Below are 25,702 nucleotides of genomic sequence, written 5' to 3'. Positions count from 1 at the left end.
TCGCGGGGTCAATGCTGCCGCCCACGTTCGTGTCGTTCGTGGTCACGGCCGTGGTCACCGGGGTGTTCGGCGGGGTCGCCGCCGTGTCATCCACCGCTGTGATTGTCGGCGGAACAGTCAGGGTGTCTGATCCGCTGTTGTTGCTTTCGACTATTTCAGCAACATTGTTATTTGGATCTACAACGGCGGTATTGGGCAGAGTACCTGCAGCGGTTGGTGTCACCACAAATGTCACGCTGAACGACGCATCCTTCGGAAATGTGACTGCTCCGCTGGCGAGGCATTGCAGCGTTGTTCCTGCGATTGAGCAGTTGATCGTGCCTGTGGGCGCAGTTGCGCCATTCGTCACGGTCAGTGCGCCTTGCGGATAATAGCCTGCTACACCGGGCAAAGCATCGCTCAGAATGGCTTGTCCATCAGCAAATGTTCCTGAACCCGTTGAAATATTGCTGACAGTGATTGTCCAGTTGAACGTTCCGTTTACGGGGACAGTTCCGCTCACATCATCGGTCTTTGCTACGGTGAAATCCGGGAGCCGAGGCACAGTCACGCTGTCCGTGTTGGAGCTGACACCGCTTGCAGAAGCAGTCGCGGTGTTGGTTACAGCACCAGCGGTCACATCGGCAGGCGTGACTATATATGTTGCGGTGCAGGTCAGTTGTTCGTTAGGATCAAGCCAGTCATCGCCATCGCCGACCGTACTTACAGCCGGACAAGTGACGGTTGTTTTATCATCGGCAACAGTCACAGGGCCGCGCAGAGAAGCATATCCTGTATTTTTGACAAGGTAATTATAAGAAAGTGTGTCTCCTGCTGCGGAGAATGAAGTCTGTGTCACGCTTTTGACAAGCGACAAGGCGGTGGTGGCATAGGTTGCTGTGGAGCTATCTGTATAACCTGTACCTCCATAGACACCACTGACGGTTGCCGTATTGTTATTGGTTCCTCCTGTTGCCCCAACCGGGCCGACAATGCAGTACGCGGAAGGATCCAAACCTGGCGCGGCAACTGGTAGCTGGATCGGTGCGGCAAGTGATGCTGTGCCAGTATAAAGATAATCGGGTGCGGAACCATATGTGTCATGCTTCCAAGTGCAGCCTGCCAGCAGCGGTCCGACGACTGTGCTGGGATCAGCAACCGTTGCCGGATTGAGCGGCACATCGCCGGTGTTTTCGATGTAGAACCGGTAGTAAACTGGGCCACTAATCGGCGTGGAAAGGTTGGAAGACCACGGCCCGGCGGGCGATGACGCAACCTGTTTCAGCAGTGCGATACTTGGGCTTGGTGCCTTCACCGTCAATGTGGCTGGGTCTGCTGCTTTGCCCGTTCCACCGTTTGCAGACGAAGCAGAACCGACATTGTTGACATAACTGCCAATACCTGACGCAGTCACCTTCACTGTGACTGTGCATGTGCCGCCACCAGCAATCGTTGCGCCTGTCAGCTTGATGCCAGCGTCTCCCTCTGCGAGCACACCGCCGCCATTATCTTGCAATGAGCCGCTGCCGCAGCCGGACAACGATGTTGCCAACGGGGAGGCGACAGTCATTCCTAACGGGAAGGCATCTATAAAAGTTACACCCGTCAGCGGGTCATTTTGATTGGGGTTGCTGATTGTGAGCAGCAGGTTGGACGTGCCGCCGGGGACTATCGAATCCGGTGAAAACAGCTTGTCAATGCTTGGCGGCGCAATGATGGTCAGCGAAGCCGATGCAGTTCCGGTTGCGCCGATGTTGGTGCCGCCATTGATTGACGAGATGAAGCCGCTGACGTTCTGATATGCTCTGGCGGCAGTGCCGGTGACATTGACGCTCACAGTGCATGAACCGTTGGCAGGAATAGTTGCCCCGGTCGGAGAGCCGAATGTCAAGGATGTATCATCTGCCGCAGGTGTCCAAGTAGGAGTGCCACCGCAGGTCGTTGTTGCAGTGGGTGTCGCCGCAACCTTCAGGCCATTTGGCAAAGCATCAGTAAAATTAACCCCATTCAATGCAACTGGATTTGAGTTCGACAGCGTGAACGTCAGGGTCGAAACACCGTTGACTGGAATGGGATTCGATAAAAAATTCTTCTCGATGGCAGGAGGAGTTGGAATAATGCAACCGGTGATTCTAATATCATCAAAATTTAATTTTGCACCAATAGAATTGGCTCCCATCGCGCTAATTCTAAAGTAAGTAGTCTCTCCTGTAACAGCGGCAGTATGAGGACTAGACCTTGCCCATGTTGATTTAATTACTGGCTCTGTTCCAGCTGATATAGGTGTCCACGTTGTTCCGTCTGTGCTGGACCAAATATACAAATAATTGTTAGTGACCCAATTGTTCGACGCGTAACTATCGACCTGAATAGTTACATTGCTGTAACTATTTGAAGTAACATTAAACTGAAGTGATGAATCTGTGTTCAGAACAGGGGGGGTATTTTTGGGATAACCCTCAGTTTCCCATGAGCCAGTACCACTGCTTACAGGAGGCCCGGCAAGATTACTTGGATTTGTAACAACCCTTGAACTTATTGCTCCGGTGGCACCAATAAATTGGGCAGCGGCAGAAGTGACATTTCCTCCCAGTACAGCCGTTGGATTGGGCGGAACTGTAGCTGCTGTCGTTCCCATATCCCAATACGCCATAGTCACACCACAAATGGGCGAAGCTGGTGTTGGACTTGTATTCACATCCAACGTTGCCGATGCTGTCTTTGTCGTATTGACGGAATCAATATACAGCGGAGCGGTCGTATTGTTGAATGTCCCTGTAGAGTCGGGTGTCACATTCACTTTTATGGTGCAGCTGCCGTTGGCGGCAACCGTTCCATTTGCGAACGAAATGGAAGTTGCGTCAGCAATTGGCGCAAACGTCGGCGTGCCGCAGCTTGTTGTTGATGCGTTTGGCGGATTCGCCACTTTCATTCCTGAAGGCAGCGGATCAGTAAAGTTGAAGCCGCTGATTGCGCCTGAATTAGAATTGGTCAGCGTGATTGTCAACGCGGAAATACCGTTGACATTGGTCGGGTTGGGGCTGAAACTTTTTGCAATGCCAACCTTTGACGAATCAACAATATTCGCATACCGCACCGCCGCGCTGAAATCTCCGTTGTAATGATAGCTGCTGCCGGAAAAGTCATAAATCAGCGAATGCAGCGGCACAGGATTAGCAATTCCGCCACTCGGCATTCCAAGAATTTTGACCTGATACGTGACTGTAACATCTCCGCCTGCTTTGCCCGTGCTTAAACAGGAACGGTAATTAGGGCTGTTTGGATCAGCTTCCCAAGTGCAGGCATTGCCGTACAGTTTATCGGATGGCGAGGTTACGCCGCCGGTAGCTGCGCTGTACGTTGTCTTCGCCGACAACACCTGAAAGACCGTATTCGGGATGTTCAGAAAGCTCTCAATTTGCTCATATCCCTGCGTGGCAGTTTTTCCCACCAATTGAATGTAATAAGTGTTGCCAACCATCAAGGTCATGGTTCCACCGGGGGCGACTGAGGCCAGCCCGGCCTCGGTCGTGGCAACCTTCACATCTGGAATGTAATTGCGGAACTGCGAGACAAGATGTTCTACATAAATAGTGCGAGGAGTAGGAGTGCTGATTGTAGCTGCATTGTCAGCCGATGCAGTGATATGATAATTTCTGGTTTTGTCATAAGCAGCGGGATCGCGTTTGACTTCTGCTTCATAATAAAAATCATAGCAATATGGCGGCAACGGTGCTGGTGGTGCTGGCGCAAGATTGATGCCATTGCTTGTATATGAGGAAAAAGTGCCGGGACGCAAGTTGATATAAACATCCCCTGCATATGGATCTGTACTGACAGAACCATTATCAAAAACAAACCCAGATTTTACATTATTTGCTGTTTCGGTTGTTGAGGTGTTGCAGACTCTTACGCCAACTGGAAAATCGTTCGGCCCGACAGTGACATTGTTGCTGTCCAAGCCAATTACACCCCATGTGATCGGCGTGACAGTCAAATTTGCTGCAGCCAGCGCGGACGAATACAGCGGCGCAAGCAGCGCAGCTAAGAGCACTGCCGCAGCACTGGCACTGCGGCTGAATGTGTTTTTCAGCAAGGTCTTCATGACGCTCTCCTTATATTTTCGGCGGAATTTCTTTGAGAAACGCGCCGGGCATGTCCCACATTGTTCTTTTTCGACATTTTTGTTATGATTGCTAAACGAATTCAATTTTTTATACTTAATAGATAACAACGATTCTCATATAAGATTATATATTCAGCACAAAGAAATCTCAAGGGAAACGTGACACCTTTTGTCACCCCCCCCCGTACATTTTATTATAGTGAAAACAATACCTTTCACAGATAATCGGCTGCAAGCGAACAAGAGCGTCGACAGAAGATTAAGAATAGTTCTCGACAGTGATGGGGCTTTTGGTTATTCAAATGGCATGGAAACAGGAAACAGCAAGGAGACAGGCTGCGCCAAATGCGGGGCCTGCGTGCCGGTCTGCCCGGTTTTTGCTGCGGAAGGAAAAGAATCGCTTGCTGCCAGAGGCCGACTTCACCTGCTTGCCGCAGGCTGCGTCAGTCACCCTTCAGATAGGCTGGCGGAGCTGTTCGCCTGCTGCCTGCTCTGCGGAGCCTGTGAACAGGTCTGTCCGCGTCGTCTGCCGATAACCCAGCTCGTTGCTGAGGCCCGCAGTCATTTTCCTCTGCTGCTCGGCCCGGCCTGCTTGCAAAAGACGGCGGCCTGCGCGGCACTTGCCCGCCCTGTCTTGCTGGAGATGTTGGTGAAGGCTGGACTCAGGCTGAAACATCTTCTGATGTTGCCCAAAAATTCCGGCCTGCGGCTGAAGCTGGCTTTGGCGGAGGAGCGACCACCAGTTCTGCCGCTGCCGGAAAACCTGCCGCAAGCAGACGGAAGGCTTGCGTATTTTGTCGGCTGTTTCGCCCGGCATGTGCAGCCGTCCATTGCGGCGGCCACAGAACGGCTGCTGCGCCGCTGCGGACTGACGGCCCTGCTGCCTGCGGAGCAATGCTGCTGCGGGCTGGCTGCTTGGAGCAGCGGCAAGCTGGAACTGGCCCGTGAGCTGGCGCAACGGAACATCACCGCTTTTACTGGAGATGGGCCAGTGCTCGCCTCCTGCGCGTCCTGCTCCAGCCATCTGCGCAGTTATCCGCGCTTATTTGCGGAAGACGACCCGTGGCACAAACGGGCGCGGGCATTTGCGGCCCGCGTCCAAGAATTTTGTTCTTTTTTCAAGGAACTGCTGCCGCCTGCGTCAAACTTCAACGGCCTGCGGCTTTTTTATCATGATCCGTGCCATCTCCGCTTTGAGCCGAACGGCTTGACTGCGCCGCGCATCCTGCTCAAGCAATGTGGCTTCAACATCATTCAGCCGGAGAATGGCCCAGCGTGCTGCGGCCAGGGCGGGCTGTTTCATATAGCCTGCCCGGAGACCTCGGCGAAAATTTTTTCTCGGTGTAGTCGTCAGGCACTTGCCGGACAACCTGCCTGCATCACGTCAACCTGCTCCGGCTGTCTGATGCAGTATCAGCTCGGCCTGGCGCAGCAGAACATGAAAATCAGGGTTGCGCATCTGGCGGTTTTGCTGGAGGAGGCTATCGGAGGGGGTGCTGCTTGTGAACCGCCGATGGAGCAATCCGCAACCCACAAAAAATATAGCAAAGTTTGTGCCACATTTTTCTGATTTGCAGAAAATCAACGTATTTCTCTTTTATGTCAATATGGTGAGGATGCAATTTTGGTGAAAATGATAATGATTGTTGTTACGATGTTGTTGGATATTTTTTATCCGTTTGCAAACGATAGCGAGTAAAAATTAATCAGGCTTTGCCGGGCAGATGATCTGCTCCTTCACGTGCAGCCCAGCAGGAATTGCCGCATTTTCCCATACAACACAACGCGATAGCTGCGCTCCAGCACCGATTTCAGCATGAGGGCCGACAGCTCCCCAATCTGCGAAGACCGCACCTGCGCCGATCCGTGCCTGGCTACTTATTGCCCAAGCAGGATGCTTGCCCTCAAGCAGGCGGCGGTGCAGCTCAAGGTAATCCGCCGGGGTGCCAATATCCTGCCAGAAACAGCCGTCCACGCGGACAAGGCCGATCTGTCCGGCCTGCGCCAGCTTTTCGTACAGGTCTATGATATGAAAAAAGCCCTGCGCCGGAATCTGGGCCAGCACGTCCCGCTCGACCACATGGATGCCAGTGAAGGCGAGGAGCTGCTCGCCCGGTTCCGCCGTGCCGAAACCACAGACTTTGCCGCCGCGCACTCGCACCGTGTTGAAGCGCAGCAGATCGTGCAATGCCAGCGTCACCGCGCAGCCGCCTGCTTTATGGGCCTCCAGCAGGCCGATTAAATCAAGATCATGATAAATATCGCCGTTCATCACTAACACCGGCCCGCTGCGAAAATGCGGCAGAGCCTTGCGCAGGCCGCCGCCCGTGCCGAGCACCTCCGCCTCATGTTGCAGAATGACTTCTGGCCGGTCCGCGACAGCAGCGGCAATCTGTTCGGCTAAATGATGGCTGTTGACCACAGTGTTCCGGCAGCCCAGCGCGGTCAATTTGTCTAACAAAATGTGCAGCAGCGGCACGTTGCAGACAGGAAAAAGCGGCTTGGGCCGAATCAATGTGTAGGGGCGCAGCCGGGTGCCGAACCCGGCTGCAAGGATCATCGCCTGCATGATGTTGCACCTGAAAGAAAAAATCAGCCGCTTTCTGCTTTCCTTGGCTGCGGAGATCGGATAAAAAACGGACAGCGGCAGATTGTGCCGGAATTTCATTTTTTCTGCAAGTGATCATGGCAGGAGCAAAAAAAACACCGCTTTCCTACCAAGAGCGGGCGTACCGCAGCATTCAGGACTCTGGCTTGATTGCCTCAGAAGTGAAAATGGCGGAAACGGATTTGCATATTCTGGCGGACGGGCCGGTCACGGAGCAGGCCTTGCTGGCCGTGGCCAAGGTGCGGGCCGAGATTGAAGGTTATATCCGCCAGCATCCGCTCTTCCTCAGCAGCCTTGTGCCGCTGCCGCTGGATACCGCCGCCCCGCCGCCAGTGCGCGAAATGCTGGCCGCCGGGCTGGCCGCCGGGGTTGGACCAATGGCGGCAGTGGCCGGGGTGATTGCGGAAGCGGTAGGGCGGGCGCTGCTCAAGCAAGGGCTGACAGAGGTGATTGTGGAGAACGGCGGCGATATTTTCGTCGCCCGCAGGCAGCCGAGCGTTGCTGCGATTTATGCCGGTGAATCACGCCTGAGCGGTAAATTCGGCATCCAGCTTCGGCCTGAGCAGATGCCCTGCGGAGTCTGCTGCTCCTCCGGCACCATCGGCCATTCCCTCAGCTTTGGGGTTGCTGATGCCGCCGCTGTGGTCGCCCCTTCTGCCGCCTTAGCGGATGCCGCCGCCACCTGCCTTGGCAACGCGGTCAAAAGCCGGGACAAAAAAAGCGTCAGCCAAGCGATTGAAGCGGTCAGAAGCATTGCAGGCATTATCGGCGTGATCGTTATTGCTGGCGAGCACCTCGGTGCTTGGGGAGACATTGAATTGGCCCGGCTGTAGCCTCATGCTCCAGCCAGCAGCTCCTCGCGGTGCAGGCGGACAAACTCATCCACGTCCTCCCGCCAGCCGCGCATGACATTCAGGCCGTGCTCCTTCAGACGGCGGTTTTCCAAAATGGAATTGGCGGGCCGCCGGGCCGGAGTTGGATAATCCGCCGTGGTGCAGGGCGTGATGTCGCAGTCAATCTGCATGGCCTCCAAGAAATATTTGGCCCCTTCAAACCAGGTGCAATGCCCTTCTGCTGTGGCATGGGCGATGCTGGTCAGGCCGCAGTCCAGCACCTGCTCGATTTGCTGCGCCAGCGTCATCGTCCACGTCAGCGAGCCATACTGATCATTCACCACCTTGAGCGGGCGTTTGGCCTGCGCCAGCCGGAGCATGGTCTTGAGGAAATTTTTGCCGCCGATGCCGTACAGCCAGGCCGTGCGCAGAATAAGATAATTTCCCAGCCGCTCGGCAATGGCCTGCTCACCGACCAGCTTGCTTCTGCCGTAGGCGGAGACTGGGCCGACTGGATCGCTTTCCAGATACGGTTCCGGCGCAGGCTTTGCGCCATCAAAAACGTAGTCGGTGGAGACGTGAATCAGGCGGCAACCGGACTCAGCGCAGGCAGCAGCGAGATGGGCTGGCCCGTGCGCGTTGACCGCCATGCAGTAGGCAGTTTCGCTCTCGCAGGCATCCACGGCGGTGTAGGCCGCGCAATTGATTAGCACATCAGGCCGGACACAGGCAACCGCCTGCCGCACCGCCTCTGCGTCGGCGATGTTGAGCTGCTTGGAGGTCAGGGCGCAGATTTCGTGCCGGTCGAGCAGCCGCCGCACGCAGTCTTGGCCGAGCTGCCCGCCCGCGCCGGTGATCAGCAGTTTCATAGCAGCGCACCCTCCTTGAGGATGGACATCAGGTACTGGCCGTACTGATTTTTCAGCATCGGCGCGGCGATGCGCTCCACCTGCCCAGCATCAATCCAGCCCAGCCGCCAAGCTATCTCTTCGACGCAGGCAATTTTCAATCCCTGCCTCTCCTGCACCGCCTGCACGTAGCTGGCCGCCTGCTGCAAGGACTCGTGCGTGCCGGTGTCCAACCAGCAGAAGCCGCGCCCCAACAGCTCGACCTTCAGCCGTTCCTGCTGCAAATACGCGCTGTTGACATCGGTGATCTCCAGCTCGCCCCGCGCTGAGGGCTTGATCGCCGAGGCGATTTCAACCACGCTGTTGTCATAAAAATAGAGGCCAGGCACGGCGTAGCGCGACTTCGGCTGGACGGGCTTCTCCTCAATGCCGATCACCCGCTGCTGCGCGTCAAACTCGACCACGCCGTAGCGCTCCGGGTCTTTGACCAAATAGCCGAAGATGATGCCGCCCTCGCCGTTCTTCAGGCGGCTGCACCGCTTGACGATTTCCTGAAAACCGGGGCCGAAGAAGATGTTGTCGCCCAGCACCAGCGCGACCGATGACCTGCCGATGAACTTTTTGCCGATCAAAAAAGCCTGCGCCAGCCCCTCCGGCTTGGGCTGTTCGGCGTAGGAGATGTTCAGGCCGAGCTGGCTGCCGTCGCCAAAAAGCTGCTGAAAGCGGGGCAGATCCTCCGGCGTGGAAATAAGCAGGATGTCCCGGATTCCGGCCAGCATCAGCACGGAAAGCGGATAATAAATCATCGGCTTGTCATAGACCGGGATGAGCTGCTTGCTGATCACCTTGGTCAGCGGATACAAACGGGTGCCGGAGCCGCCCGCGAGGATGATGCCTTTCATGAGCTGGATATTCCTTAATTACCTGTCAGCAGAAAGCCCATGCCGTCGCCGATCAGGAAGATGACATTGAAAATTTTTAATTCTCCTGCTTGGAAAAAAGCGCGGAACCGGGTATTTTTTCCGTCATCTTACCGCGAAGGAGGAAAAAATGCTACTGAAAGCCTTGCTGGCATTCTCCGCGATGCTGCAAAAACCAACTTAGCAAGAGCATTCATATCAAGGAGATTTTGTGTGATATCCTGCGCAGCGGTCTCCTGCTTTTTCCAGTTTTGACATTCATAAGCATGAATATATTTGCTGTAATCATACAGTTAGGAGAACTAACTATAGGTTCTTTTGACCATATTATCGAGGTGAATGTCTTTTGTTTGGTCTTGTTTGGGACAGCAGCAAGCAGCTTTTTATTCCTCAGCATCAATGAGATGCTGAGGAGTTTTCTGCTGCGCCTTTGTCTGCGCTGAGAAGGACAACTACCCCTGCGCCTTGTTCCTTGGCTGGATGCCATGCAGCAGCGCAAGGTTTTGCAAAGGTCTGGCGGCAGTTATCGTTTCCTGCACAAGCATCTACAAGAATATCTGGCGAAGCAGGAGGAAAAAAACCTGCGTATATAAGCGATTCAGTTTTTTAGATCGTTTGCAACGACAATATCTGATATAAAAATCAAAATGCGCCTTTATTTCCGTCCAACGTCAGTCAGCACTTGGAGAAAAATTGTTCAACTGTCTTGTGAAAGAATCATGAGCCGCGCAATTTTGTTCATCAAATTGAAAATGCTCGGCTTCCGTATAGCTGCAGACCTTTCGCGTTTCTATCAAAAAAATATTTAATAACATCCTGTTGCTTCAGATTTATTCATGCCGCTCTCTGGCTAGATTTTTGGCAACCGCGTAAGTTCTACGGCTGTTGAGAGGGTAATTTTGTCAACTCAGTCAGTTTTTCCGGTAAAAAATATTTGACAGAGAGAATAGCTCGAAGATATCATATACTAACTTTACAGAGGCACTTTCACTTTCATCCTTCAAAGGGGGCAAGAAAACACCAAATGAATATCAAAAAATCAGCTCTTTATCTCGTCGGCGGCCTGTATTTTCTCTTCTTCTCCGCAGCCTGTGTCTGCAATGGTCCCGGCACTGCCCAAGTTTCCCAGAAAGAGGAGCAGGCAGCTCCAGCTCCGGCGGCAGCTTCGGCCCCGGCTGGCGAAGACGTGCTCGTTGACGAAGGAACTGTAGTTGAGGGTGCTTCCGCTGGGGCGGTCTCCGCTGACGAGGGTGTTGTGGTTGAGGAATCCTCAAGCGAGGCAGTCTCCGGTGGTGATGAGGGGGTTGTAGTTGAGGAATCCTCAAGCGAGGCGGTCTCCGGTGATGCGGGTGTTGTAGTTGAGGAAGGTTCCACCGGAGCAGTTTCCGGCGACGAGGGCGTTGTGGTTGAAGAAAGCTCCGTTATTGAAGATGGTTCAGCTCCGGCTGACGGCACCCCTGTCCCGGCCAACTGAGAACAGTGCCTGCCGAGCCTTGTTATGGCTCACTTGCGCGGAAGGGTTTTCCTTCCGCGTTTTTTATTTTGCAACTGCTGCATCAAGGATGCAACGATAAGAAAAATAATTGACAGAGCAAGATGTTCTTGGAGTATAATGGCACCGTCTGTTCACTTCTTACTCCGAAGGGGGATGAGTCAAATGATTATGAAAAAAACAGCCGCTCTGATCAGCAGCCTGTTGTTGCTGTTTTTGGCGGCAGCCTGTGAGAAACCAAAAGAAGAAAAGAAACCTGAGCCTGCGGTGTCAGCTCCGGCGCAGCAGCCTGCTCCTCCCGCTGAACCTGCTGCCGATGCTGGCAAGAAGCCTGTTGAGCCTGCGACAAGTGTTGTGCAGCAGGAGCCGCAGCTGCCAGTTGAGCAGGAAGGGGTTGAGATGCCGACCGGAGAACCCTCAGAGGATGAGGCGGTGCTGGAAGAAGAGCCTTTAGACGAAGCGGGACCAGATGCCGTTGGCCCGACCGGCGGCACCGGCGCGGCTGCGGCTGAACCTTCAGCCCATGTGTACAATCCGGCTGAAAGCACAGTGCAGCAGAATCAGGAGCAAGCTGGCGAGCCGTCGGCTCCCCCCGCTGCTCAAGAGCAACAGCAGCAGCCTGTTCAGCAGCAAGAGGCACCTCCTGCCGAGCAGAAAAAGCCGTAACATTCTGTCTCCGCACCACACAGCGGCATGAGCCTCCAGCAGCTTTGCGGAGGCTCATGCCGCTGTTCTTATTCCTGCATCACCACCCGGAAGCCGATCATATTTTCCCGGTAATCCGGCTGATTTTTATAGCGGAAGGCCGCCCGGCAGTTATAGACCCGGCTGCCCGCTGAACCACCTCTGACCACGCGTTCTCCGCCGCCCGCCGGGCCGTGCGGATTGTTGCGCACCCCGCCGACAGAATAATAGGCTTGATCAAATCGGTCGCCGCACCATTCCCAGACATTGCCGCTCATGTCGTGCAAACCAAAGGCGTTGGCCTGCCTGCGGCCTGCCGGATGCGTTTGATTGCCGCTGTTTTCCTCATGCCATGCAAGCAAGTCTGGGTTGTCGCCGCCGCAGTATTTGCCGCTGCCACCTGCCCGGCAGGCGTATTCCCATTCCGCTTCAGAAGGCAGCCGATAGATTCTGCCGGAAGAACGCTGGGTCAGACGACGGAGAAATTCCTTCGCATCCTCCCACGACACATTCTCGACCGGATATTCTCCGCCCTTTCCGAAGCCGGACGGATTATCGCCCATGATTTTCTGCCACTGCGCTTGGGTGACTTCATATTTGCCCAGCCAGAAGCCGTTCACGCAGACCTCATGCACTGGCCCTTCCCAAAGAAAGCGGCCTTTTTCGCCGAGGGACGATCCCATTTTGAAACAGCCGCCCGGCACATAGACGAACTCCATGCCTGATGCCGCATTGACTAAAATATCCCCTTGCTGCGGCTGCCGGACTGCTGCGGGAGCGGGAGGAGCCGCTGGCATTTTTTTCTGCTGAGGCGGCGGCGCAGGAGCAGGCCGCTCTTTGGATGCAGCCGGAGCTGCCTCCCGATATTGAAGCTGTCTGGGCACAAAAAAGAAATCGCCCTGCGCCTGCTCTGCCTGCGTGATGTAGCCGTAGCGGGGCATGGACTGCGGGCGTTGCCGCCGCATCAGCTCAAAGAGTTTGCTGCCAGCGAGCAATTCATGGTTGTCGCGCAAGGCCAGCAGCAGGCTGCGGGCAAAGGAGGAATTCCGCGCCTCCGGCTCTTGCGCCGGTTTGTCGCCGCCAGAAGCAAGCACCGTGATGGAAGGTGTTTCCAGCAGCTTCTGGAACCGAGTCTCGCTGGGCAGGCGCAGGCTGACAGCATAGGCCGCATCTGTTGCCACCAGAATGTGCCGCACCCGCACCGTCTTGAGAATATTGCTGATCAGGTCGGTCGAAATCCAGCTTCCCTCATTGTTTTGCACTGCGTCAACGGGCTGCCAGTAGCCTGCGCCGCCTCTGCCGAGCTGGCTGTGCCCGGCGTAATAAATCAGCAGACTGTCCCGCCCGCGATCAGCCAGCCGCTTCGGCAGCTGAGAAAGCGTCCACAGCATCCGATCCCGGTCGGCATCCAGCAGCAGCTCGACTTTGAAACCATACAGCTCCTCCAGCAGCCGTCCTACATCCTGCGCGTCCGTCCGCACGGTCGGCAGCTCGTCAAGATTTTTGTAGCTCTGATTGCCAATCACCAAGGCGTACTGTCTGCCGAAATCCGGCAGAACAGGCTGCCCTGCCGCGACCGCGCTCCATGCCGGTCCCAAAAAAAGGAGCAGCAGGCCGATCATCCTCAGCCGCTTGCTCTTCTGCTGCCAAGCCATGATGTAATTCTCCTGTGATATCCGGGATGCGGAGCCGCCTCTGTCCGCAGAAGCGGCAAAAAGTAAAAAGATTGTACAAAAACAGCAGGAGGGACGCAACAGCAGAAAAGCGCGGCAGGCGATGATACCCGTATAAGGTGTTGGCAGCGATCAACCGGCTACGGCAAAATCGAATAGCGAAGCCACGTAAAAAAATGCTAACGATACGGTTGGGTATCGTTGAAAACGATATAAATTTTTTACAGCAAAATCAACATGTTTAACAAAAACACCTTGACAGGTGACACGCTGTGGTGATTCAATAACATTATACAGGAATGATTACTTAACAGGAGGAATGACCATGAATAATCTTGCCTTTTTGTCTGGAAAACGTTTTGGCTTTGTCGCGGCTTCTTTGTTTTCTATTGTTTTTCTGTCTGGATGCGTAGAGCCGCAAACAATAAGCAATTACGATCAAGAGACTGATATCAGCGTAACATCTCTACAAAAGATAACTGAAGCGCATCTTTTAAGTCTTGATACAGTTTCAGGGGATGCACAAAAATGCAAATATGAAAACGAGAACTATAAAAAGTTCTACGAAGAGATGAAAATAGATGTCAGTTCTATTTCTCTTCGTGCCGATGCCATCCCTAATGATAATACGCGAACAAAAAAGCAGATTGATCTGTTACGCAACAGCTTAGGGGATCTTGAAAAACTTCACAAGCTTTCCTGCTTGTCGCCAGAGCAGATTAAAATTGCCCGCAGCAACCTTGAAAGCAGTTTTAAGGCTGTTTTGAAACTTGAGCTTGCGAAAAAACGCGGGTAAAAACAGAATAATTCTTTCGTGAATCTATCACGAAACGGAGGATACTATGAATCTGAATCTGGATATAGCAACGCTGGCAAAGAACATGCTTGCATCCATGCAAGTTACACTCAAAAATAAATGGCCTGAAGTCAAGGAGTATGCCGAATCGGAGACCAAAAAATTGGCAGAAACTTTAATCCTGATCAAACGACTTGAGATAGAAGGCAAAGTTACTCCAGAGCAGCTCCGTCTGCATCTTGAGATGCAGAAAAATGCGACACGTGCTGTTTTGCTGACTATTGAAGGTCTCGGAATCCTTGCTGTTGAAGCCGCAATCAATGCAGCTTTGAATGTGGTTAAGGATGCCGTTAACACAGCTCTTGGTTTCACTTTGCTGTAATAAAAGCACTTGATCCGGTTCCCTAAGTTTTTTAGGGGCCGGATTTTTTTTCAAACTTACTCCAACTGACCATCCTTCAGCGTCAGACAGCGGTCCATCGCCGCCGCCAGCTCCAAGTTGTGCGTGACCATCACCACCGACATGGACTGGGTGCGGCACAGCTCAGTCAGCAGGCGGAAGATATGTTGGCCGCTGGTGGAATCGAGATTGCCGGTGGGTTCATCCGCCAGCAGCAGAGCGGGCTGCAGCAGCAGGGCGCGGGCTAAAGCTGCCCGCTGCTGCTCGCCGCCGGACAGCTCGCCGCTGCGGTGGGTGAGACGATGGCCTAATCCGACCTGCTCCAAGAGCTGGTGCGCCCGCTCCTTCAGCCGGTTTTCCCGCAGGCCAGCGATCAAACCGGGCATCATCACGTTTTCTAAGGCCGTGAATTCTGGCAGAAGATGATGGAATTGAAAGATGAAACCGATATTCCGGTTCCGGTGCGCTGCCAGTTTATTTTCTGGCAGGCGGCTCACATCCCGCCCGGCAAACCACAGATTGCCTTTGTCCGGCACATCTAAACAGCCGAGAATTTGCAGCAAAGTGGTTTTCCCTGAGCCGGATGCGCCGACCACAGCCACCATCTCCCCCCGCGCCACCTCCAGATTCACTTGGCGCAGCACTTTGACTGGACTGTTTTTGGGGCCGTAATCTTTGTGAATATTGACGGCCTGCAAGAGCATGGCCGCTTCTTCGGCAGGCTTGTTCAGAAGGATGTCATTCATACGTCAACGCCTCGGCGGGCCGGACCGTGGAGGCCTTCCACGAAGGATACAGGGTGGCAAGCAAGGTGATCAAAATCGCGGAAATAGCGATGACCGTCACATCCATCGGCACCACTTTGACCGGCATGGTGGACATCGGATACACATTGCTGGGCAGTTCAATAATTTTATACCGCTTGAGCAGCGTACAGAGACTGAGACCCAGCGTCACGCCCAGCGCAGTGCCGCTCAGGCCAATCACCGCGCCCTGATAAAAAAAGATGCGCATGATTGAGCTGGTTTTTGCGCCCATTGACTTGAGGATGGCGATATCCTTGTTTTTTTCCATCACCACCATGACTAAGGCACTGATGATGTTCAAGGCGGCGACGAGGATGATCAGGTCAAGGGCGATGAAAATGCCAATTTTTTCCAGCTTGAGGGCGGCGAAGAGATTTTTGTTGATCTGCATCCAGTCCCGCACCGAATAGGCCGGGCCAAGCCGCTGCTGAATAGCCGCGCTGGCGAGATGCGCCCGGTCTGCGTCTGCGGCCCGCACTTCCAAGCCATGCACGCTGCCGCCTTCCATTCCTGCCAGCCGCCGGGCGGTTTCCAAGCTGACAAAACCCAGTGTTGAATCATATTCATACATGCCGGTGGCGAAAATGCCGCTGACCACGCAGGTCTGCACTTTAGGCATCACACCCATTGGCGTGAGCGGGCCGTTGGGCGAAATCAGGCGGATTTTCCGACCAGTCTGCACTCGGAGCTGGGCCGCGACCTCTTTACCAAGGACTATGGCCGGCACACCAGCGTGATCGGCGGTCAGCGACTTCAGCGAACCGCTGGTCATTTTCGCGTCCAGACTGATCACCTTGCCCGCGCTGACCGGATCAATGCCCCGGATTGCAAGGCCTGACGACTGGCCGCTGCCGGAACTGATCAAGGCCTGCGCGTAGATATACGGCGTGGCCCCGGTCACACCGCTGACCTGCTCCACCTGTGTTTTCAGCAAGTTGGGATTGTCAATTTCTCCACCTGACTGCTGCACCAAAATATGCGCGTTAATGCCGATGATCTGATCGCGCAGTCCTTCTGTGAAGCCGGTGTAAACCGAGAGGACAACGATCAGGGCCATCACCCCGACCGCCACGCCCAGGACGGAAATCAGCGAAATCAGCGAGATGAACTTCTGTTTGCGCTTGGCGCGCAGGTAACGGAAGCTGACAAAGCGTTCAAAATTCATAGCCGGTCAAGGTTGGGCTTCAAAAAAATGGACTGCATTGAGCAGTTCAGGAAAGTTGTAAATAATATAATCCGGCTCAGTCCCAGCATATTCCTGTTGCCCTTGATTTGATTTGAAGAAGACGGTCTTAATGCCGAGCTGTTGGGCGCCGAACACATCACGGTGCATGTCATTGCCGATAAACAGCACGTTTTCCGCATTCATCTCCATCGCCGCCAAGGCTTGTTCAAACAACCGCCTGTCCGGCTTGCGATAGCCTGAATCACCAGAGACAATGACTGGGCTGAAATATTCCAGCAGGCTGACCGCATTCAGTTCCGGCACGGCATAGGCTGTCTGGCCATCAGACACAGCGGCTAACCGATAGTGCTGATGCAGCTGCCTGATGGTGTCTTTAACACCTCGAAAACGTTTCAGCCGAAACAGCGAACCAGCCCGGAAGACTTCTGCCAAGAGCAGGGGGAGCTGATCGAGCTTGCCCGCTGCCAGCTTCTGCGTGAAAGCCGTCCCGCAAAGCCGGATGATTTCCCGAAACACTGCTTCCGCATCAAACTCAGGGTGTTCTTCTCCGCCTGCGGTCCGCTGGGCCTTGAGCATGACGAAATACAACTCCCTCAGCTCGTCCGGGCCGAGAATGATGCCTTGGTAGAGCAGCAGATTGCTCAGGGTCCGCCAGAGGTCTTTGCTGCCTTCATCCGTGCTGATGTCGATCAGCGTGCCGTTGATGTCAAAAATCAGCCCCTTGATGATCATGCGTCAATACCCCCGCAGGCATTCTTTGGCTTCATTGATCAGGTAGCGGCGATAATCGCGGCTGACCCAAGTGTTACGGGCGATTCGCAGCAGCGTGATCCCCAGATAAAAAGGAATCCTGCCGGTGATGGAGCGGAACGCGCTTTCCCGGTTCGGGAAATGACAGGCATATTCCCACAAAAAATGTCCAATGAACGGTTCAGCGGCCTGCCGGTCGCCTGTTGCCCGCAGAAAAAAATGCTTCAGTTCGCCCGCCATCCGCCCCACATCAAAAACCCGGTCATTGCAGTGCGCGCGCTCCAGATCAAAGCCGGAGACATGCAGCCCGCTGCCGATGATGAAGTTGTCCGGCGTGGCATCGCCATGCACCAGCACCTGCTGATCTTCCCACATCCGCGTCTGCCGCCGCCACTGCTCGCGCAGCCAGCGCAGCTCGTCCGCCTCGTCATGGCCAATGCCGCCGATCCGCATGAGCTTGCTGATCAGCTGTTCCATGTAGGCGCAGTTGCGCTGAAAATCTATCCCGCCACTGGCTGCGGCGGTGCGGTTGTGGAACGTGGCCAGAAAATAGGCCAGCCCAGTCAGCTTGCGGAAAAGATGCGCCTGATCGCCGTTGGCAATTGTGGCCAGAATCACCTTGCTCAAGAGCTGGCCTTCGCAATTTTCTGTGACTAAAAGCGCGTTCAGGGCAGAGTTGCGCCCCAACGGCTGGGCCACGTGATGCGGAGAGCCGGTCAGGCCGCAGTCACGCAGTGCGCAGAGGCTGTCAAATTCCCGGTTGAGACGTGCGGTCGCTTTGGCGGCATTGTCAGTTCTGCCGCAGCGGAAAAATTTGCCGATAACTTTCGCGCCACTGTATTTCTCTTCATAAAGAAACACGTCATTGGAGGCATTCAAGCGAAAAACACGGTATTCTGCCCGCTGCTGGCCGGCTTCAGTCAGCAGCGGCTGAATTTCATGCCGCAAGTAGCTGTAAAGAGGATCATCCCGGCGCAGATAGCCGAGGTATTGTCGGTTGCTCATAGTGCTAATCGCGGACGGAGGGCTGGTCAGCATGTCGAAAACAGCTCAACTATACCTGAACCCTGCCCGTCCTGCCAGCCGTTTCCCGCCAGCGGGGAATTTTCAAAAATCCCCGGTGTGGATTGCGCTGCAGCTCCGTCGTATTCTGTTGCCTTGGCGTTATTTTTGCCGTTATAGTACGCTGATTCTGCCTCGCCGCGAGGCGGGCAGCTTGTGGGCATCACTTTTTCCGCCACCGTGTACTTCTTGATGAATATTTCCTCTCCCGCCTATCTCGATTTCCTCCCCACCGCCCTGAAAAACAGCATCAGCCGCCTGCACGAGGAAAAGCAGGCTTGGATCAGGCAGCCGAAAAAGGGCTTTCTCCGCTACCGCGAGCCGATGGAAGCTGCCGCGCATTTGCGGGCCTCCAGCCTTGATCTGAGCGGCGACGTGGTGCGCATCGGCAGCCGCGCGGATATCAGCGGGAGCGAGCACGAGCAGGTGCTGCATCTGCTGCGGACCTTCATGCCGTGGCGGAAGGGGCCGTTTTCCGTCTTCGGCGTTGATATTGACGCGGAATGGCAAAGCTGGCGCAAGTGGAACCGCCTCGTGCCCGCCATACCCGACCTGAAGGACAAGGTTATTGCCGATGTGGGCTGCAACAACGGCTATTACATGTTCCGCATGGCCGCTCACGCGCCGCGCATGGTCCTCGGCTTTGAGCCATACGCGCAGCATTATTTCACCTTCAACACCCTCAACCGCTTCGCCGGGCTGGATAATCTCTTCATTGACCTGCTCGGCATTGAGCATCTGCCGCTTTTCCCGGACTGCTTCGACGTGATTTTCTGCCTCGGCATCCTTTACCATCGGCCTTCGCCGATTGACGCGCTGCGCGAGCTGCACACCGCCCTCAAGCCGGGCGGCTGCCTGCTGCTGGAATCGCAGGCCATCAGCGGCGAGGAGCCGGTCGCCCTCTTCCCAGAGAAAACCTATGCCAAGGTGCCGGGAACGTGGTTTGTGCCCACGCCGTCCTGTCTGCATAACTGGCTGCTGCGGGCCGGTTTCACCGAGATTGAATGCTTCTGCCAGCATCCGATGAGCAGCGAGGAGCAGCGGCGGACCGACTGGATGCTTTTTGAATCCTATCAGGATTTTATTGACAAAACGAACCCGCTGCGTACAATAGAGGGGCATCCGGCCCCGTGGCGGGTGTTTTTCAAAGCCAGCAAGGCGGAACCGAAACAGCACGCCTGCCCCCTGCGGCGCAACCAATAACTTCCATTACTCATTCAAGGTGTTTGCATGAAAGCGGCAGAATGCACATTATATCACGGCGGCCTCAAGGGCGCGGAAACCATGTTCGGCGAGCTGGCCGAGCAATACGGCGCGGGCGAGGTCATTTTCACCTTTGAAGGGCATCGGCTCAACCGCGACCGCAACGCCATCGCCCTGAGCGAGGACGATCTGCAACGCGGCGACATCAGCATGGAAATCGCCTCGCGGATGATGAACCGCACCTACTATGAGACCGAAAAAATCCGCCGGGTGCTGCAAGCCATTTTCCACATGGTCAACCGGGGGCATCAGATATTTGTCATCGGCACGATACTGGAGGACAATTCGGTCAAAGGCGGCACCGGCTGGGCAGTTGAACTGGCCAAGCTCTTCAACCGGCCTTTGCATGTTTATGATCAGAGCCGCATGGGCTGGTTCACGTGGAAAGATGGAGCGTGGCAGCCGGAAGAGAAGCCGCGCATCTCTTTTGACACCTATGTCGGCTCCGGCACCCGCTACCTCAGCGACGAGGGCAAGGCGGCCATCGAGCAGCTTTACGCCGACAGCTTCGGGGACTGATTCCTGCTCCTGCTCCCGTCTGCTCAGGCGGGAGCCTGCGAGAGGCGGACTCATCTCCTCCCGCCGCGCAAGTTCCTCCTTGACGGTCATTCCGCAGCAATGCTAATATGAAGATATAAGGAGGCAGAACATCATGGAAAACCTGACAGGACATTTTCTTATCGCCACCCCGCAGATGCCTGATCCGCGTTTCAAGGAGCAGGTTATTTACATCTGTGCGCACAGCAAGGACGGCGCAATGGGCGTGGCCATCAACAATCCTAATCAGGAAATCAGCATGCTGGAAATCCTCCTCAGCACGAATATTCCTCTGCCTGAAGGGCCGCTGCCGCCTGTTTACACCGGCGGGCCGGTGGAAATGGAATCTGGCTTCATTTTATACAGTGCTGACCGGCAGATAGGCAGCGGTCTCGCGGTGACAGCAAACATCGCTTTATCCCGTGAGTCGAAGCTGCTGGAAGAAATTTCCAAAGGGAAGGGGCCGAAAGACTACCTCTTTCTGCTGGGTTACGCAGGCTGGGGGCCGGGGCAGCTCGAAAACGAGCTGATGGACAATTCGTGGCTGACCGTGCCCGGCGATTCCAGCATCCTTTTTCACACCCCAGACGAGCTGAAATGGAAAAAAGCGGCCCGCCGCTTCGGCATTGATATCTCCATGTTCAGCGGCATCGTCGGCAACGCCTGAGCGTTCAAAGCAGTCCTTTCTTTTTCAAATGCACTTGCAGGACAGAAACCGCAGCCGGAGTCACCCCGGAGATGCGCGAAGCCTGCCCCAGTGACAGCGGTTTGATTCGGTTCAGTTTTTCCACCACCTCGTTGGACAGTCCTGGCAACCCCTTGTATTCCATATTCTCCGGCAGGCGGACGCGCTCCAGCTTGCGGAAGCGGTCAACCTGCTCCTGCTGCCGCTTGATGTAGCCGGAATATTTGATTTGCAATTCTATTTCTTCCGCCGCGCTTGGATCATCGTCGTCCGTTGCAAAGGGCAGCTCCGCGCCGCTGGCGTGCAGCAGGCGGCGCAGCTCTGTCATGCCTAATTCAGGCCGACGCAGCAGTTCAACTAAAGTCATCGCCTGCGTCAGCGGAGTGCTGCTCAATTCAGCCAGACAGGCGTTCACCGCCGCTGAAGGCTTGATGCGAATTTCTTCCAGTGTGGCTAATCCTTCCGTAATTGCCTTTTTCCGGGCGAAAAACTCCGGCTTTTCCTGCTCATCTGCCAGCCCGATGTCAAAGCCGATCTCGCGCAGACGCAGGTCGGCGTTGTCCTCGCGCAGGAGCAAGCGGTATTCAGCCCGCGACGTGAAAAGACGGTACGGCTCTTTTGTGCCCAGCGTGACGAGGTCGTCAAGCAAAACACCGATGTAGGCCTGCGAGCGGTCAAGAATCAGCGGCTCGATGCTGCGGACAAAATGCACCGCGTTGATGCCCGCCATCAAGCCCTGCGCCGCCGCCTCCTCGTAGCCGGACGTGCCGTTGATCTGCCCGGCATGAAACAGCCCGCTGACGCGCTTGGTTTCCAGCGAAGGCTTCAGCTCCAGCGGATCCACGTAGTCGTATTCAATCGCATAACCGGGCCGGATGATCCGCACCTGCTCAAGGCCGGGAATGGAATGCACCAGCGCAATCTGGGCTTCAATCGGCAAGCTGGTCGGGATGCCATTTGGATAGACCTCCGCCGTTTCCACGCCTTCCGGCTCCAGAAAAATCTGATGCCGACCTTTTTCAGGGAAGCGCATCACCTTGTCTTCAATCGAAGGGCAGTAGCGTGCGCCGACTCCTTCAATAATTCCAGCGTACAGCGGCGACTGGCCGATGAAGCTGCGGATGATTGCGTGCGTCCGCTCGTTGGTGTAGGTGATGTGGCAGGGCAGCTGGGGCAGCTCCGGGATTTTGCGCCTGCGGTTGGCGAAGGAGAAAAGCGCGGGCGGATCGTCGCTGTGCTGCGGCTCCAAGCCGGAATAGTCAATGGTCTTGCTGTCCAAGCGCGGCACGGTGCCCGTTTTCATCCGGCCAACGTTGAAGCCTATATGCTTATACCACTGCGTCAGTTTGGTTGAGGGCGCGTCGCCCATCCGGCCTGCGGGGAAGTTTTTCAGGCCGATGTGAATCAGGCCGTTGAGGAAGGTTCCGGTGGCGACCACCACGGCCCGCACCGGGATGATTTCGTCTAACGAAGTGCGGATGCCGGTGACACGGTTGTCCTCAGTCAGGATTTCATCAATCACCGCCTGGCGGATGGCTAAATTCGGCTGCCGCTCCAGCACGGTTTTCATCCGCTGCTGATAAAGGCGGCGGTCGGCCTGCGCCCGCGACGAGCGCACCGCCGGCCCTTTGCTGGTGTTGAGGCGGCGGAACTGGATGCCGGTCGCGTCAATGTTTTTGGCCATTTCGCCGCCGAGCGCGTCAATCTCGCGGACTAAATGCCCCTTGGCCAGCCCGCCGACAGCCGGATTGCAGGACATGGCCCCGATGGTGTCGGCATTGATGATGCAGACCAGCGTCTTGCAGCCCATGCGGGCGGCGGCCAAGGCGGCCTCGCAGCCCGCGTGGCCCGCGCCGATCACGGCGATATCAAATTCAGTCATGGTGCGGTGTTGTGAAAGAACAAGGTGCGACAAATTGCCTTCAGGTGAAATTGCCGCCGTCAGAAGGCTGCGCATCTTGGCTCAGAATAAGAATCTGCTTGTAATCATATGGGATATTCCGAGCGGTGTTTTCAATGCAAAGCTTACACTGTGTCAGCAGTTCCTGGTCCAGTCCGGCAGCGACATGATCCCCCTGTTTATGTTTCTCCTTGTCTTGCAGTTCGTAGTAGAAAAATTTTCGAATTTCATTCTTGCTGTTCCTTTCACAGTGGCTGAAGGTGAAAAGGTCTTGAATGAGATGGCACATCATACCGACAGCTCTGCTTTTTATCTCAAGATAATTTTCGGTGTCAAAAAGTTGCCGGTATTCAATCTTCCGGCAACGGAAAAACAGGCTGCGGAGAGCCGCATTGTCTTGGTATATTCTCGCCTGCGGGTTGATTGCCAAACTGCCAACGGCAAGGATGTTGAAAAAATCAAACCAAGAACTTATCTCCTTCTGCGTGACATCAGGAGCCTCCTGATTTTTCTTCGCCATGGCATGAAGCGAGGCAAGGCTGCCAAAATGCGATTGAAAAATTGCCAGATTGCTGAAAAGAAATGGCATGGTGCCGAATGACTGATAAATATCGTCTTTGCTTTCATAGACAGTATTCGCAGTGATGACAGAAGACAGTATTTGTTGCGGCAGAATAAAGGGATAAGTTTCGTTGGTGATTTCGCACAAATCATTGACTGTGCAGCCGATTCGAATTTCTTCTTTCTGGTCTGCATTTATATCTACAGCATCCAACGCATTATTTGTCCAGCTTGTATGGTGTCCCAGCAGCATGTCTTTTGCCCTCCAGGCAAGTTCGGTCAATATTTTTTCGCTTCGTTCTTGAAAAAAAGCAAGATATCTTTTATATATCGGCTGGGCAGCAAATATTCAACCGGAAAATTTTATGAAAACCGCCCTGATCCAGACCAACCCGACCATCGGCGCGTTTGAGCGCAATCTGGCCCTGCTGCTTGACCGCCTCCGGCAGGCGGAGCAGGCTGGCTGCTGCTTGGCCATTTTCCCGGAGCTGGCCCTCTGCGGCTATCCGCCTCAAGATTTGCTCGAACGCCGCGATTTTCTTCAGGCCCACGACCAGGCCTTGGACAAGCTGATTGCCGCTGTCGGCGAAACCGGCGTGGTGCTTGGCGCGGTCGAGCGGCGCAGCGGGCCGGGCAAGCCGCTGCACAACTCCGCCCTGCTCATCCATCAAGGCAAGGTCGTGCAGCGGGTGCAGAAACAGCTCCTGCCGACCTACGATGTCTTTGATGAGAGCCGCTATTTTGAGCCGGGCGGCCCTGCCCTGCCGGTGAGCTTCGACGGCCTGCGCCTCGGCCTGACCGTCTGCGAAGACATCTGGCCCGGCCCCTATAGCTGCGATCCGGTCGCGGCCCTGTGCCGGGCAGGCAGTCCGCCGGATTTGCTCATCAACATCTCCGCCTCGCCCTATCATCACGGCAAGCTCGGCGAGCGCCGCCGCCTCTTCGCCAGCCTCTGCCAGCGGCACAAGCTGCCGCTGCTCTATGTCAATCAGGTCGGCGGGCAGGATTCGCTCATCTTTGACGGCCACTCAGCGGCGGTGAACGCGCAGGGCGAAATCTGCGCCGCAGCCGCTGGATTCCGTGAAGATATGCTCATCATTAACACGGACGAGCTGCGCAGCAAATCTTCCTGCGCCGCGCCGGAAGACTCCATCGCCCAAGTTGAAGCGGCCCTTGTGCTCGGCCTGCGCGATTATCTCCGCAAAACCGGCTTCCGCAAGGCGGTGCTTGGCCTGTCCGGCGGAATTGATTCAGCGGTGACAGCAGTTTTGGCGGCGCAGGCCATTGGCCCGGACAACCTGCTCGGCGTGGCTCTGCCCTCGCCCTACACCGCGCAGATGAGCATTGACGACGCGCAGGCGTTGAGCCGCAATCTCGGCTGCGCCTTTGAAATCATTCCGATAGCCGGGACGATGGAAGCCTATCATCAGGCTTTGGCTCCGCTCTTCGCCGGGCTGGCCGAGGACGTGACCGAGCAGAACATCCAAGCCCGCATCCGGGGCAATCTGCTCATGGCCTTGTCGAACAAATTCGGCGGGCTGCTGCTTTCCACCGGCAACAAGTCGGAAATGGCAGTCGGTTACTGCACCTTGTACGGCGACATGAGCGGCGGACTGGCTGTGCTGGCCGACGTGCCCAAGGTGATGGTCTATGAACTGGCCCGCTGGATGAACCGCAGCGGCGAAGTCATCCCGGAGCGGATCATCACCCGCCCGCCGACAGCGGAGCTGAAGCCGAATCAGTTGGATCAGGACGACCTGCCGCCCTACGAAGTGCTCGATCCGATCTTGGCCGCCTATATAGAGGAGCATTGCAGCGCGGAGGAAATCGCGGCGCGGGGCTTCAGCCTAGAAACCGTGCGCGGCATCATCCGCCGCATACTCCGCAACGAGCACAAGCGCAAGCAGGCGGCTTTGGGCCTGAAGGTGACGAGCAAGGCCTTCGGCAGCGGGCGGCGCTGGCCGATTGCCCAAGGCTTCAGCGGATGAAAAAATTGCCTATGCCGCCACGTTGATTGCGTCCCCAGCCTTGGCGGTGCCGCCCTGAATGACCTTGGCGAACAGCCCTTCTTTGGGCATGATGCAGTCGCCGGTGGCTTTTTTGATCGCGCAGCCGTCGTTGTGGCATTTTTTGCCGATCTGGGTGATTTCCAGCACAATTTCGTCGCCAAGGCGCAGGCGTTCGCCGACTTTGATCGCCGCCAGGTTCAAGCCGCGCGTGACAATGTTCTCGGCAAACGCGCCGTCTTTGAGCTGCGGCAGCTTCTCTTTCACGGCATCAATGCTCTCCCCGGCCAGCAGGGAAACCTGCCGGTGCCAGTCGCCGCCGTGCGCGTCCCCGGCTATGCCGAAGCCGACCTGAAATTCCGCCTGCGCCACCGGCTTTTTCGCTACGCCTTTCTTTGTGCTGATGCAGATTGCTGCAATGACTGCGCTCATGAATGTTCTCCTGTTGTTGGTTGCAAATTAAGCAGAATAAATTTGTATAATTATAATGAGCAGTTCATATAAGCGCAAGTCGCTGGGCGGATCGTTCAGCGTGATGCAGTGTTGAAGGTATTCCCGAACGATTGCGGCAAGTTCTTCATTCACCT

General features: G+C 55.5%; 23 protein-coding genes. 11 read left to right on the top strand and 12 right to left on the bottom strand.

Translation table 11 applies throughout. The annotated features are described in order from the left end of the window. The coding region (locus ACNKH6_RS11505) for a beta strand repeat-containing protein (RefSeq protein WP_417915701.1) at positions 1-4,213 on the bottom strand (4,213 nt) is incomplete at its 3' end. Positions 4,214-4,412: 199 nt separating this feature from the next. Here ACNKH6_RS11505 and ACNKH6_RS11500 point away from each other — a divergent pair. Continuing rightward, positions 4,413-5,675 (top strand): (Fe-S)-binding protein, encoded by a 1,263-nt coding sequence (locus ACNKH6_RS11500; protein ID WP_417915700.1) that lies wholly within the window; start codon positions 4,413-4,415, stop codon positions 5,673-5,675. Between the two features lie 132 nt (positions 5,676-5,807). Here ACNKH6_RS11500 and ACNKH6_RS11495 read toward each other — a convergent pair whose 3' ends face one another. Continuing rightward, a complete protein-coding gene (locus tag ACNKH6_RS11495) occupies positions 5,808-6,773 on the bottom strand; it encodes a sugar phosphate nucleotidyltransferase (RefSeq protein WP_417915699.1) in 966 nt (321 codons plus the stop codon). A gap of 17 nt (positions 6,774-6,790) precedes the next feature. Here ACNKH6_RS11495 and ACNKH6_RS11490 point away from each other — a divergent pair, with 17 nt between their 5' ends. After that, positions 6,791-7,546, top strand: coding sequence for a UPF0280 family protein (locus ACNKH6_RS11490; RefSeq protein WP_417915698.1), 756 nt, complete (start codon positions 6,791-6,793; stop codon positions 7,544-7,546). Positions 7,547-7,548: 2 nt separating this feature from the next. Here ACNKH6_RS11490 and rfbD read toward each other — a convergent pair whose 3' ends face one another. Both rfbD and rfbA read right to left on the bottom strand, forming a co-directional pair. After that, the gene (rfbD, locus tag ACNKH6_RS11485; protein ID WP_417915697.1) at positions 7,549-8,415 is read right to left on the bottom strand and encodes a dTDP-4-dehydrorhamnose reductase; all 867 of its coding nucleotides are present in this window, start codon (positions 8,413-8,415) and stop codon (positions 7,549-7,551) included. After that, positions 8,412-9,296 (bottom strand): glucose-1-phosphate thymidylyltransferase RfbA, encoded by an 885-nt coding sequence (gene rfbA / locus ACNKH6_RS11480; protein WP_417915696.1) that lies wholly within the window; start codon positions 9,294-9,296, stop codon positions 8,412-8,414. Before rfbA ends, rfbD begins: the two co-directional genes overlap by 4 nt. A 39-nt stretch (positions 9,297-9,335) precedes the next feature. Between rfbA and ACNKH6_RS11475 the strand changes: the two genes are divergently transcribed. From ACNKH6_RS11475 to ACNKH6_RS11465, 3 genes are all read left to right on the top strand, one after another. Beyond that, complete coding sequence (locus tag ACNKH6_RS11475) at positions 9,336-9,569, top strand: hypothetical protein (protein WP_417915695.1); 234 nt, start codon at positions 9,336-9,338, stop codon at positions 9,567-9,569. A gap of 769 nt (positions 9,570-10,338) precedes the next feature. Beyond that, positions 10,339-10,788: a hypothetical protein gene (locus tag ACNKH6_RS11470; protein WP_417915694.1), complete on the top strand. Its 450-nt coding sequence runs from the start codon at positions 10,339-10,341 to the stop codon at positions 10,786-10,788. A 183-nt stretch (positions 10,789-10,971) separates the two neighbouring features. After that, positions 10,972-11,472 (top strand): hypothetical protein, encoded by a 501-nt coding sequence (locus ACNKH6_RS11465; protein WP_417915693.1) that lies wholly within the window; start codon positions 10,972-10,974, stop codon positions 11,470-11,472. Positions 11,473-11,540: 68 nt separating this feature from the next. On the opposite strand, the gene ACNKH6_RS11460 is transcribed toward ACNKH6_RS11465, so the two are convergent. Beyond that, entirely contained in the window at positions 11,541-13,145 is a 1,605-nt protein-coding gene (locus tag ACNKH6_RS11460; protein ID WP_417915692.1) for an SUMF1/EgtB/PvdO family nonheme iron enzyme, read from the bottom strand. A 343-nt stretch (positions 13,146-13,488) separates the two neighbouring features. On the opposite strand from ACNKH6_RS11460, the gene ACNKH6_RS11455 reads away from it, so the two are divergent. Both ACNKH6_RS11455 and ACNKH6_RS11450 read left to right on the top strand, forming a co-directional pair. Continuing rightward, positions 13,489-13,959: a hypothetical protein gene (locus ACNKH6_RS11455; RefSeq protein ID WP_417915691.1), complete on the top strand. Its 471-nt coding sequence runs from the start codon at positions 13,489-13,491 to the stop codon at positions 13,957-13,959. A 46-nt stretch (positions 13,960-14,005) separates the two neighbouring features. Next, positions 14,006-14,341: a hypothetical protein gene (locus ACNKH6_RS11450; RefSeq protein WP_417915690.1), complete on the top strand. Its 336-nt coding sequence runs from the start codon at positions 14,006-14,008 to the stop codon at positions 14,339-14,341. Positions 14,342-14,397: 56 nt separating this feature from the next. Here ACNKH6_RS11450 and ACNKH6_RS11445 read toward each other — a convergent pair whose 3' ends face one another. From ACNKH6_RS11445 to ACNKH6_RS11430, 4 genes are read right to left on the bottom strand one after another with little or no spacing between them, the layout of a single operon-like run. After that, positions 14,398-15,105 (bottom strand): ABC transporter ATP-binding protein, encoded by a 708-nt coding sequence (locus ACNKH6_RS11445; RefSeq protein ID WP_417915689.1) that lies wholly within the window; start codon positions 15,103-15,105, stop codon positions 14,398-14,400. Further along, on the bottom strand, positions 15,098-16,330 hold the full coding sequence (locus ACNKH6_RS11440; RefSeq protein ID WP_417915688.1) for a lipoprotein-releasing ABC transporter permease subunit: 1,233 nt from the start codon (positions 16,328-16,330) through the stop codon (positions 15,098-15,100). Before ACNKH6_RS11440 ends, ACNKH6_RS11445 begins: the two co-directional genes overlap by 8 nt. A gap of 6 nt (positions 16,331-16,336) precedes the next feature. Further along, positions 16,337-17,083, bottom strand: coding sequence for an HAD family hydrolase (locus ACNKH6_RS11435; RefSeq protein ID WP_417915687.1), 747 nt, complete (start codon positions 17,081-17,083; stop codon positions 16,337-16,339). A 3-nt stretch (positions 17,084-17,086) separates the two neighbouring features. Next, on the bottom strand, positions 17,087-18,106 hold the full coding sequence (locus ACNKH6_RS11430) for an aminoglycoside phosphotransferase family protein (RefSeq protein ID WP_417915686.1): 1,020 nt from the start codon (positions 18,104-18,106) through the stop codon (positions 17,087-17,089). A gap of 213 nt (positions 18,107-18,319) precedes the next feature. Between ACNKH6_RS11430 and cmoB the strand changes: the two genes are divergently transcribed. The 3 genes from cmoB to ACNKH6_RS11415 all read left to right on the top strand — a co-directional run bounded on the left by cmoB (position 18,320) and on the right by ACNKH6_RS11415 (position 20,630). Then, positions 18,320-19,366 carry a tRNA 5-methoxyuridine(34)/uridine 5-oxyacetic acid(34) synthase CmoB gene (cmoB, locus tag ACNKH6_RS11425; protein WP_417915685.1) on the top strand — a complete coding sequence of 349 codons (1,047 nt, stop codon included), beginning with the start codon at positions 18,320-18,322 and terminating at the stop codon, positions 19,364-19,366. 27 nt (positions 19,367-19,393) lie between these two features. Then, positions 19,394-19,945 (top strand): hypothetical protein, encoded by a 552-nt coding sequence (locus ACNKH6_RS11420; protein ID WP_417915684.1) that lies wholly within the window; start codon positions 19,394-19,396, stop codon positions 19,943-19,945. A 133-nt stretch (positions 19,946-20,078) separates the two neighbouring features. After that, positions 20,079-20,630: a YqgE/AlgH family protein gene (locus tag ACNKH6_RS11415; RefSeq protein WP_417915683.1), complete on the top strand. Its 552-nt coding sequence runs from the start codon at positions 20,079-20,081 to the stop codon at positions 20,628-20,630. Between the two features lie 4 nt (positions 20,631-20,634). Here the strand turns inward: ACNKH6_RS11415 and mnmG are convergent, their stop codons facing one another. Together mnmG and ACNKH6_RS11405 are read right to left on the bottom strand one after the other, a co-directional pair. After that, complete coding sequence (gene mnmG, locus ACNKH6_RS11410) at positions 20,635-22,530, bottom strand: tRNA uridine-5-carboxymethylaminomethyl(34) synthesis enzyme MnmG (protein WP_417915703.1); 1,896 nt, start codon at positions 22,528-22,530, stop codon at positions 20,635-20,637. Positions 22,531-22,570: 40 nt separating this feature from the next. Beyond that, positions 22,571-23,392 carry a hypothetical protein gene (locus ACNKH6_RS11405; RefSeq protein WP_417915682.1) on the bottom strand — a complete coding sequence of 274 codons (822 nt, stop codon included), beginning with the start codon at positions 23,390-23,392 and terminating at the stop codon, positions 22,571-22,573. A gap of 82 nt (positions 23,393-23,474) precedes the next feature. On the opposite strand from ACNKH6_RS11405, the gene ACNKH6_RS11400 reads away from it, so the two are divergent. Next, complete coding sequence (locus tag ACNKH6_RS11400) at positions 23,475-25,097, top strand: NAD+ synthase (RefSeq protein ID WP_417915681.1); 1,623 nt, start codon at positions 23,475-23,477, stop codon at positions 25,095-25,097. 9 nt (positions 25,098-25,106) lie between these two features. Here ACNKH6_RS11400 and ACNKH6_RS11395 read toward each other — a convergent pair whose 3' ends face one another. Beyond that, on the bottom strand, positions 25,107-25,547 hold the full coding sequence (locus ACNKH6_RS11395; RefSeq protein WP_417915680.1) for an MOSC domain-containing protein: 441 nt from the start codon (positions 25,545-25,547) through the stop codon (positions 25,107-25,109). Positions 25,548-25,702 lie beyond the last annotated feature (155 nt).

The organism is Candidatus Electronema sp. JM, from assembly GCF_048287415.1.
GTDB lineage: Bacteria > Desulfobacterota > Desulfobulbia > Desulfobulbales > Desulfobulbaceae > Electronema.
Note: the sequence above shows the minus strand (reverse complement) of the source record. Positions and strands in the feature narration are given on the sequence as shown.

What these genes read in the sequence shown, in the direction of transcription:
- ACNKH6_RS11490 (WP_417915698.1), top strand. Translation starts at nt 6,791, where the DNA reads ATGGCAGGAGCAAAAAAAACACCGCTTTCCTACCAAGAGCGGGCGTAC.
- rfbA (WP_417915696.1), bottom strand. Translation starts at nt 9,296, where the DNA reads ATGAAAGGCATCATCCTCGCGGGCGGCTCCGGCACCCGTTTGTATCCG.
- ACNKH6_RS11435 (WP_417915687.1), bottom strand. Translation starts at nt 17,083, where the DNA reads ATGATCATCAAGGGGCTGATTTTTGACATCAACGGCACGCTGATCGAC.
- mnmG (WP_417915703.1), bottom strand. Translation starts at nt 22,530, where the DNA reads ATGACTGAATTTGATATCGCCGTGATCGGCGCGGGCCACGCGGGCTGC.
- ACNKH6_RS11470 (WP_417915694.1), top strand. Translation starts at nt 10,339, where the DNA reads ATGAATATCAAAAAATCAGCTCTTTATCTCGTCGGCGGCCTGTATTTT.
- ACNKH6_RS11430 (WP_417915686.1), bottom strand. Translation starts at nt 18,106, where the DNA reads ATGAGCAACCGACAATACCTCGGCTATCTGCGCCGGGATGATCCTCTT.
- ACNKH6_RS11450 (WP_417915690.1), top strand. Translation starts at nt 14,006, where the DNA reads ATGAATCTGAATCTGGATATAGCAACGCTGGCAAAGAACATGCTTGCA.
- ACNKH6_RS11455 (WP_417915691.1), top strand. Translation starts at nt 13,489, where the DNA reads ATGAATAATCTTGCCTTTTTGTCTGGAAAACGTTTTGGCTTTGTCGCG.
- ACNKH6_RS11475 (WP_417915695.1), top strand. Translation starts at nt 9,336, where the DNA reads ATGCCGTCGCCGATCAGGAAGATGACATTGAAAATTTTTAATTCTCCT.
- ACNKH6_RS11445 (WP_417915689.1), bottom strand. Translation starts at nt 15,105, where the DNA reads ATGAATGACATCCTTCTGAACAAGCCTGCCGAAGAAGCGGCCATGCTC.
- ACNKH6_RS11500 (WP_417915700.1), top strand. Translation starts at nt 4,413, where the DNA reads ATGGAAACAGGAAACAGCAAGGAGACAGGCTGCGCCAAATGCGGGGCC.
- ACNKH6_RS11400 (WP_417915681.1), top strand. Translation starts at nt 23,475, where the DNA reads ATGAAAACCGCCCTGATCCAGACCAACCCGACCATCGGCGCGTTTGAG.
- ACNKH6_RS11465 (WP_417915693.1), top strand. Translation starts at nt 10,972, where the DNA reads ATGATTATGAAAAAAACAGCCGCTCTGATCAGCAGCCTGTTGTTGCTG.
- ACNKH6_RS11495 (WP_417915699.1), bottom strand. Translation starts at nt 6,773, where the DNA reads ATGAAATTCCGGCACAATCTGCCGCTGTCCGTTTTTTATCCGATCTCC.
- ACNKH6_RS11440 (WP_417915688.1), bottom strand. Translation starts at nt 16,330, where the DNA reads ATGAATTTTGAACGCTTTGTCAGCTTCCGTTACCTGCGCGCCAAGCGC.
- ACNKH6_RS11395 (WP_417915680.1), bottom strand. Translation starts at nt 25,547, where the DNA reads ATGAGCGCAGTCATTGCAGCAATCTGCATCAGCACAAAGAAAGGCGTA.
- ACNKH6_RS11420 (WP_417915684.1), top strand. Translation starts at nt 19,394, where the DNA reads ATGAAAGCGGCAGAATGCACATTATATCACGGCGGCCTCAAGGGCGCG.
- rfbD (WP_417915697.1), bottom strand. Translation starts at nt 8,415, where the DNA reads ATGAAACTGCTGATCACCGGCGCGGGCGGGCAGCTCGGCCAAGACTGC.
- ACNKH6_RS11460 (WP_417915692.1), bottom strand. Translation starts at nt 13,145, where the DNA reads ATGGCTTGGCAGCAGAAGAGCAAGCGGCTGAGGATGATCGGCCTGCTG.
- ACNKH6_RS11415 (WP_417915683.1), top strand. Translation starts at nt 20,079, where the DNA reads ATGGAAAACCTGACAGGACATTTTCTTATCGCCACCCCGCAGATGCCT.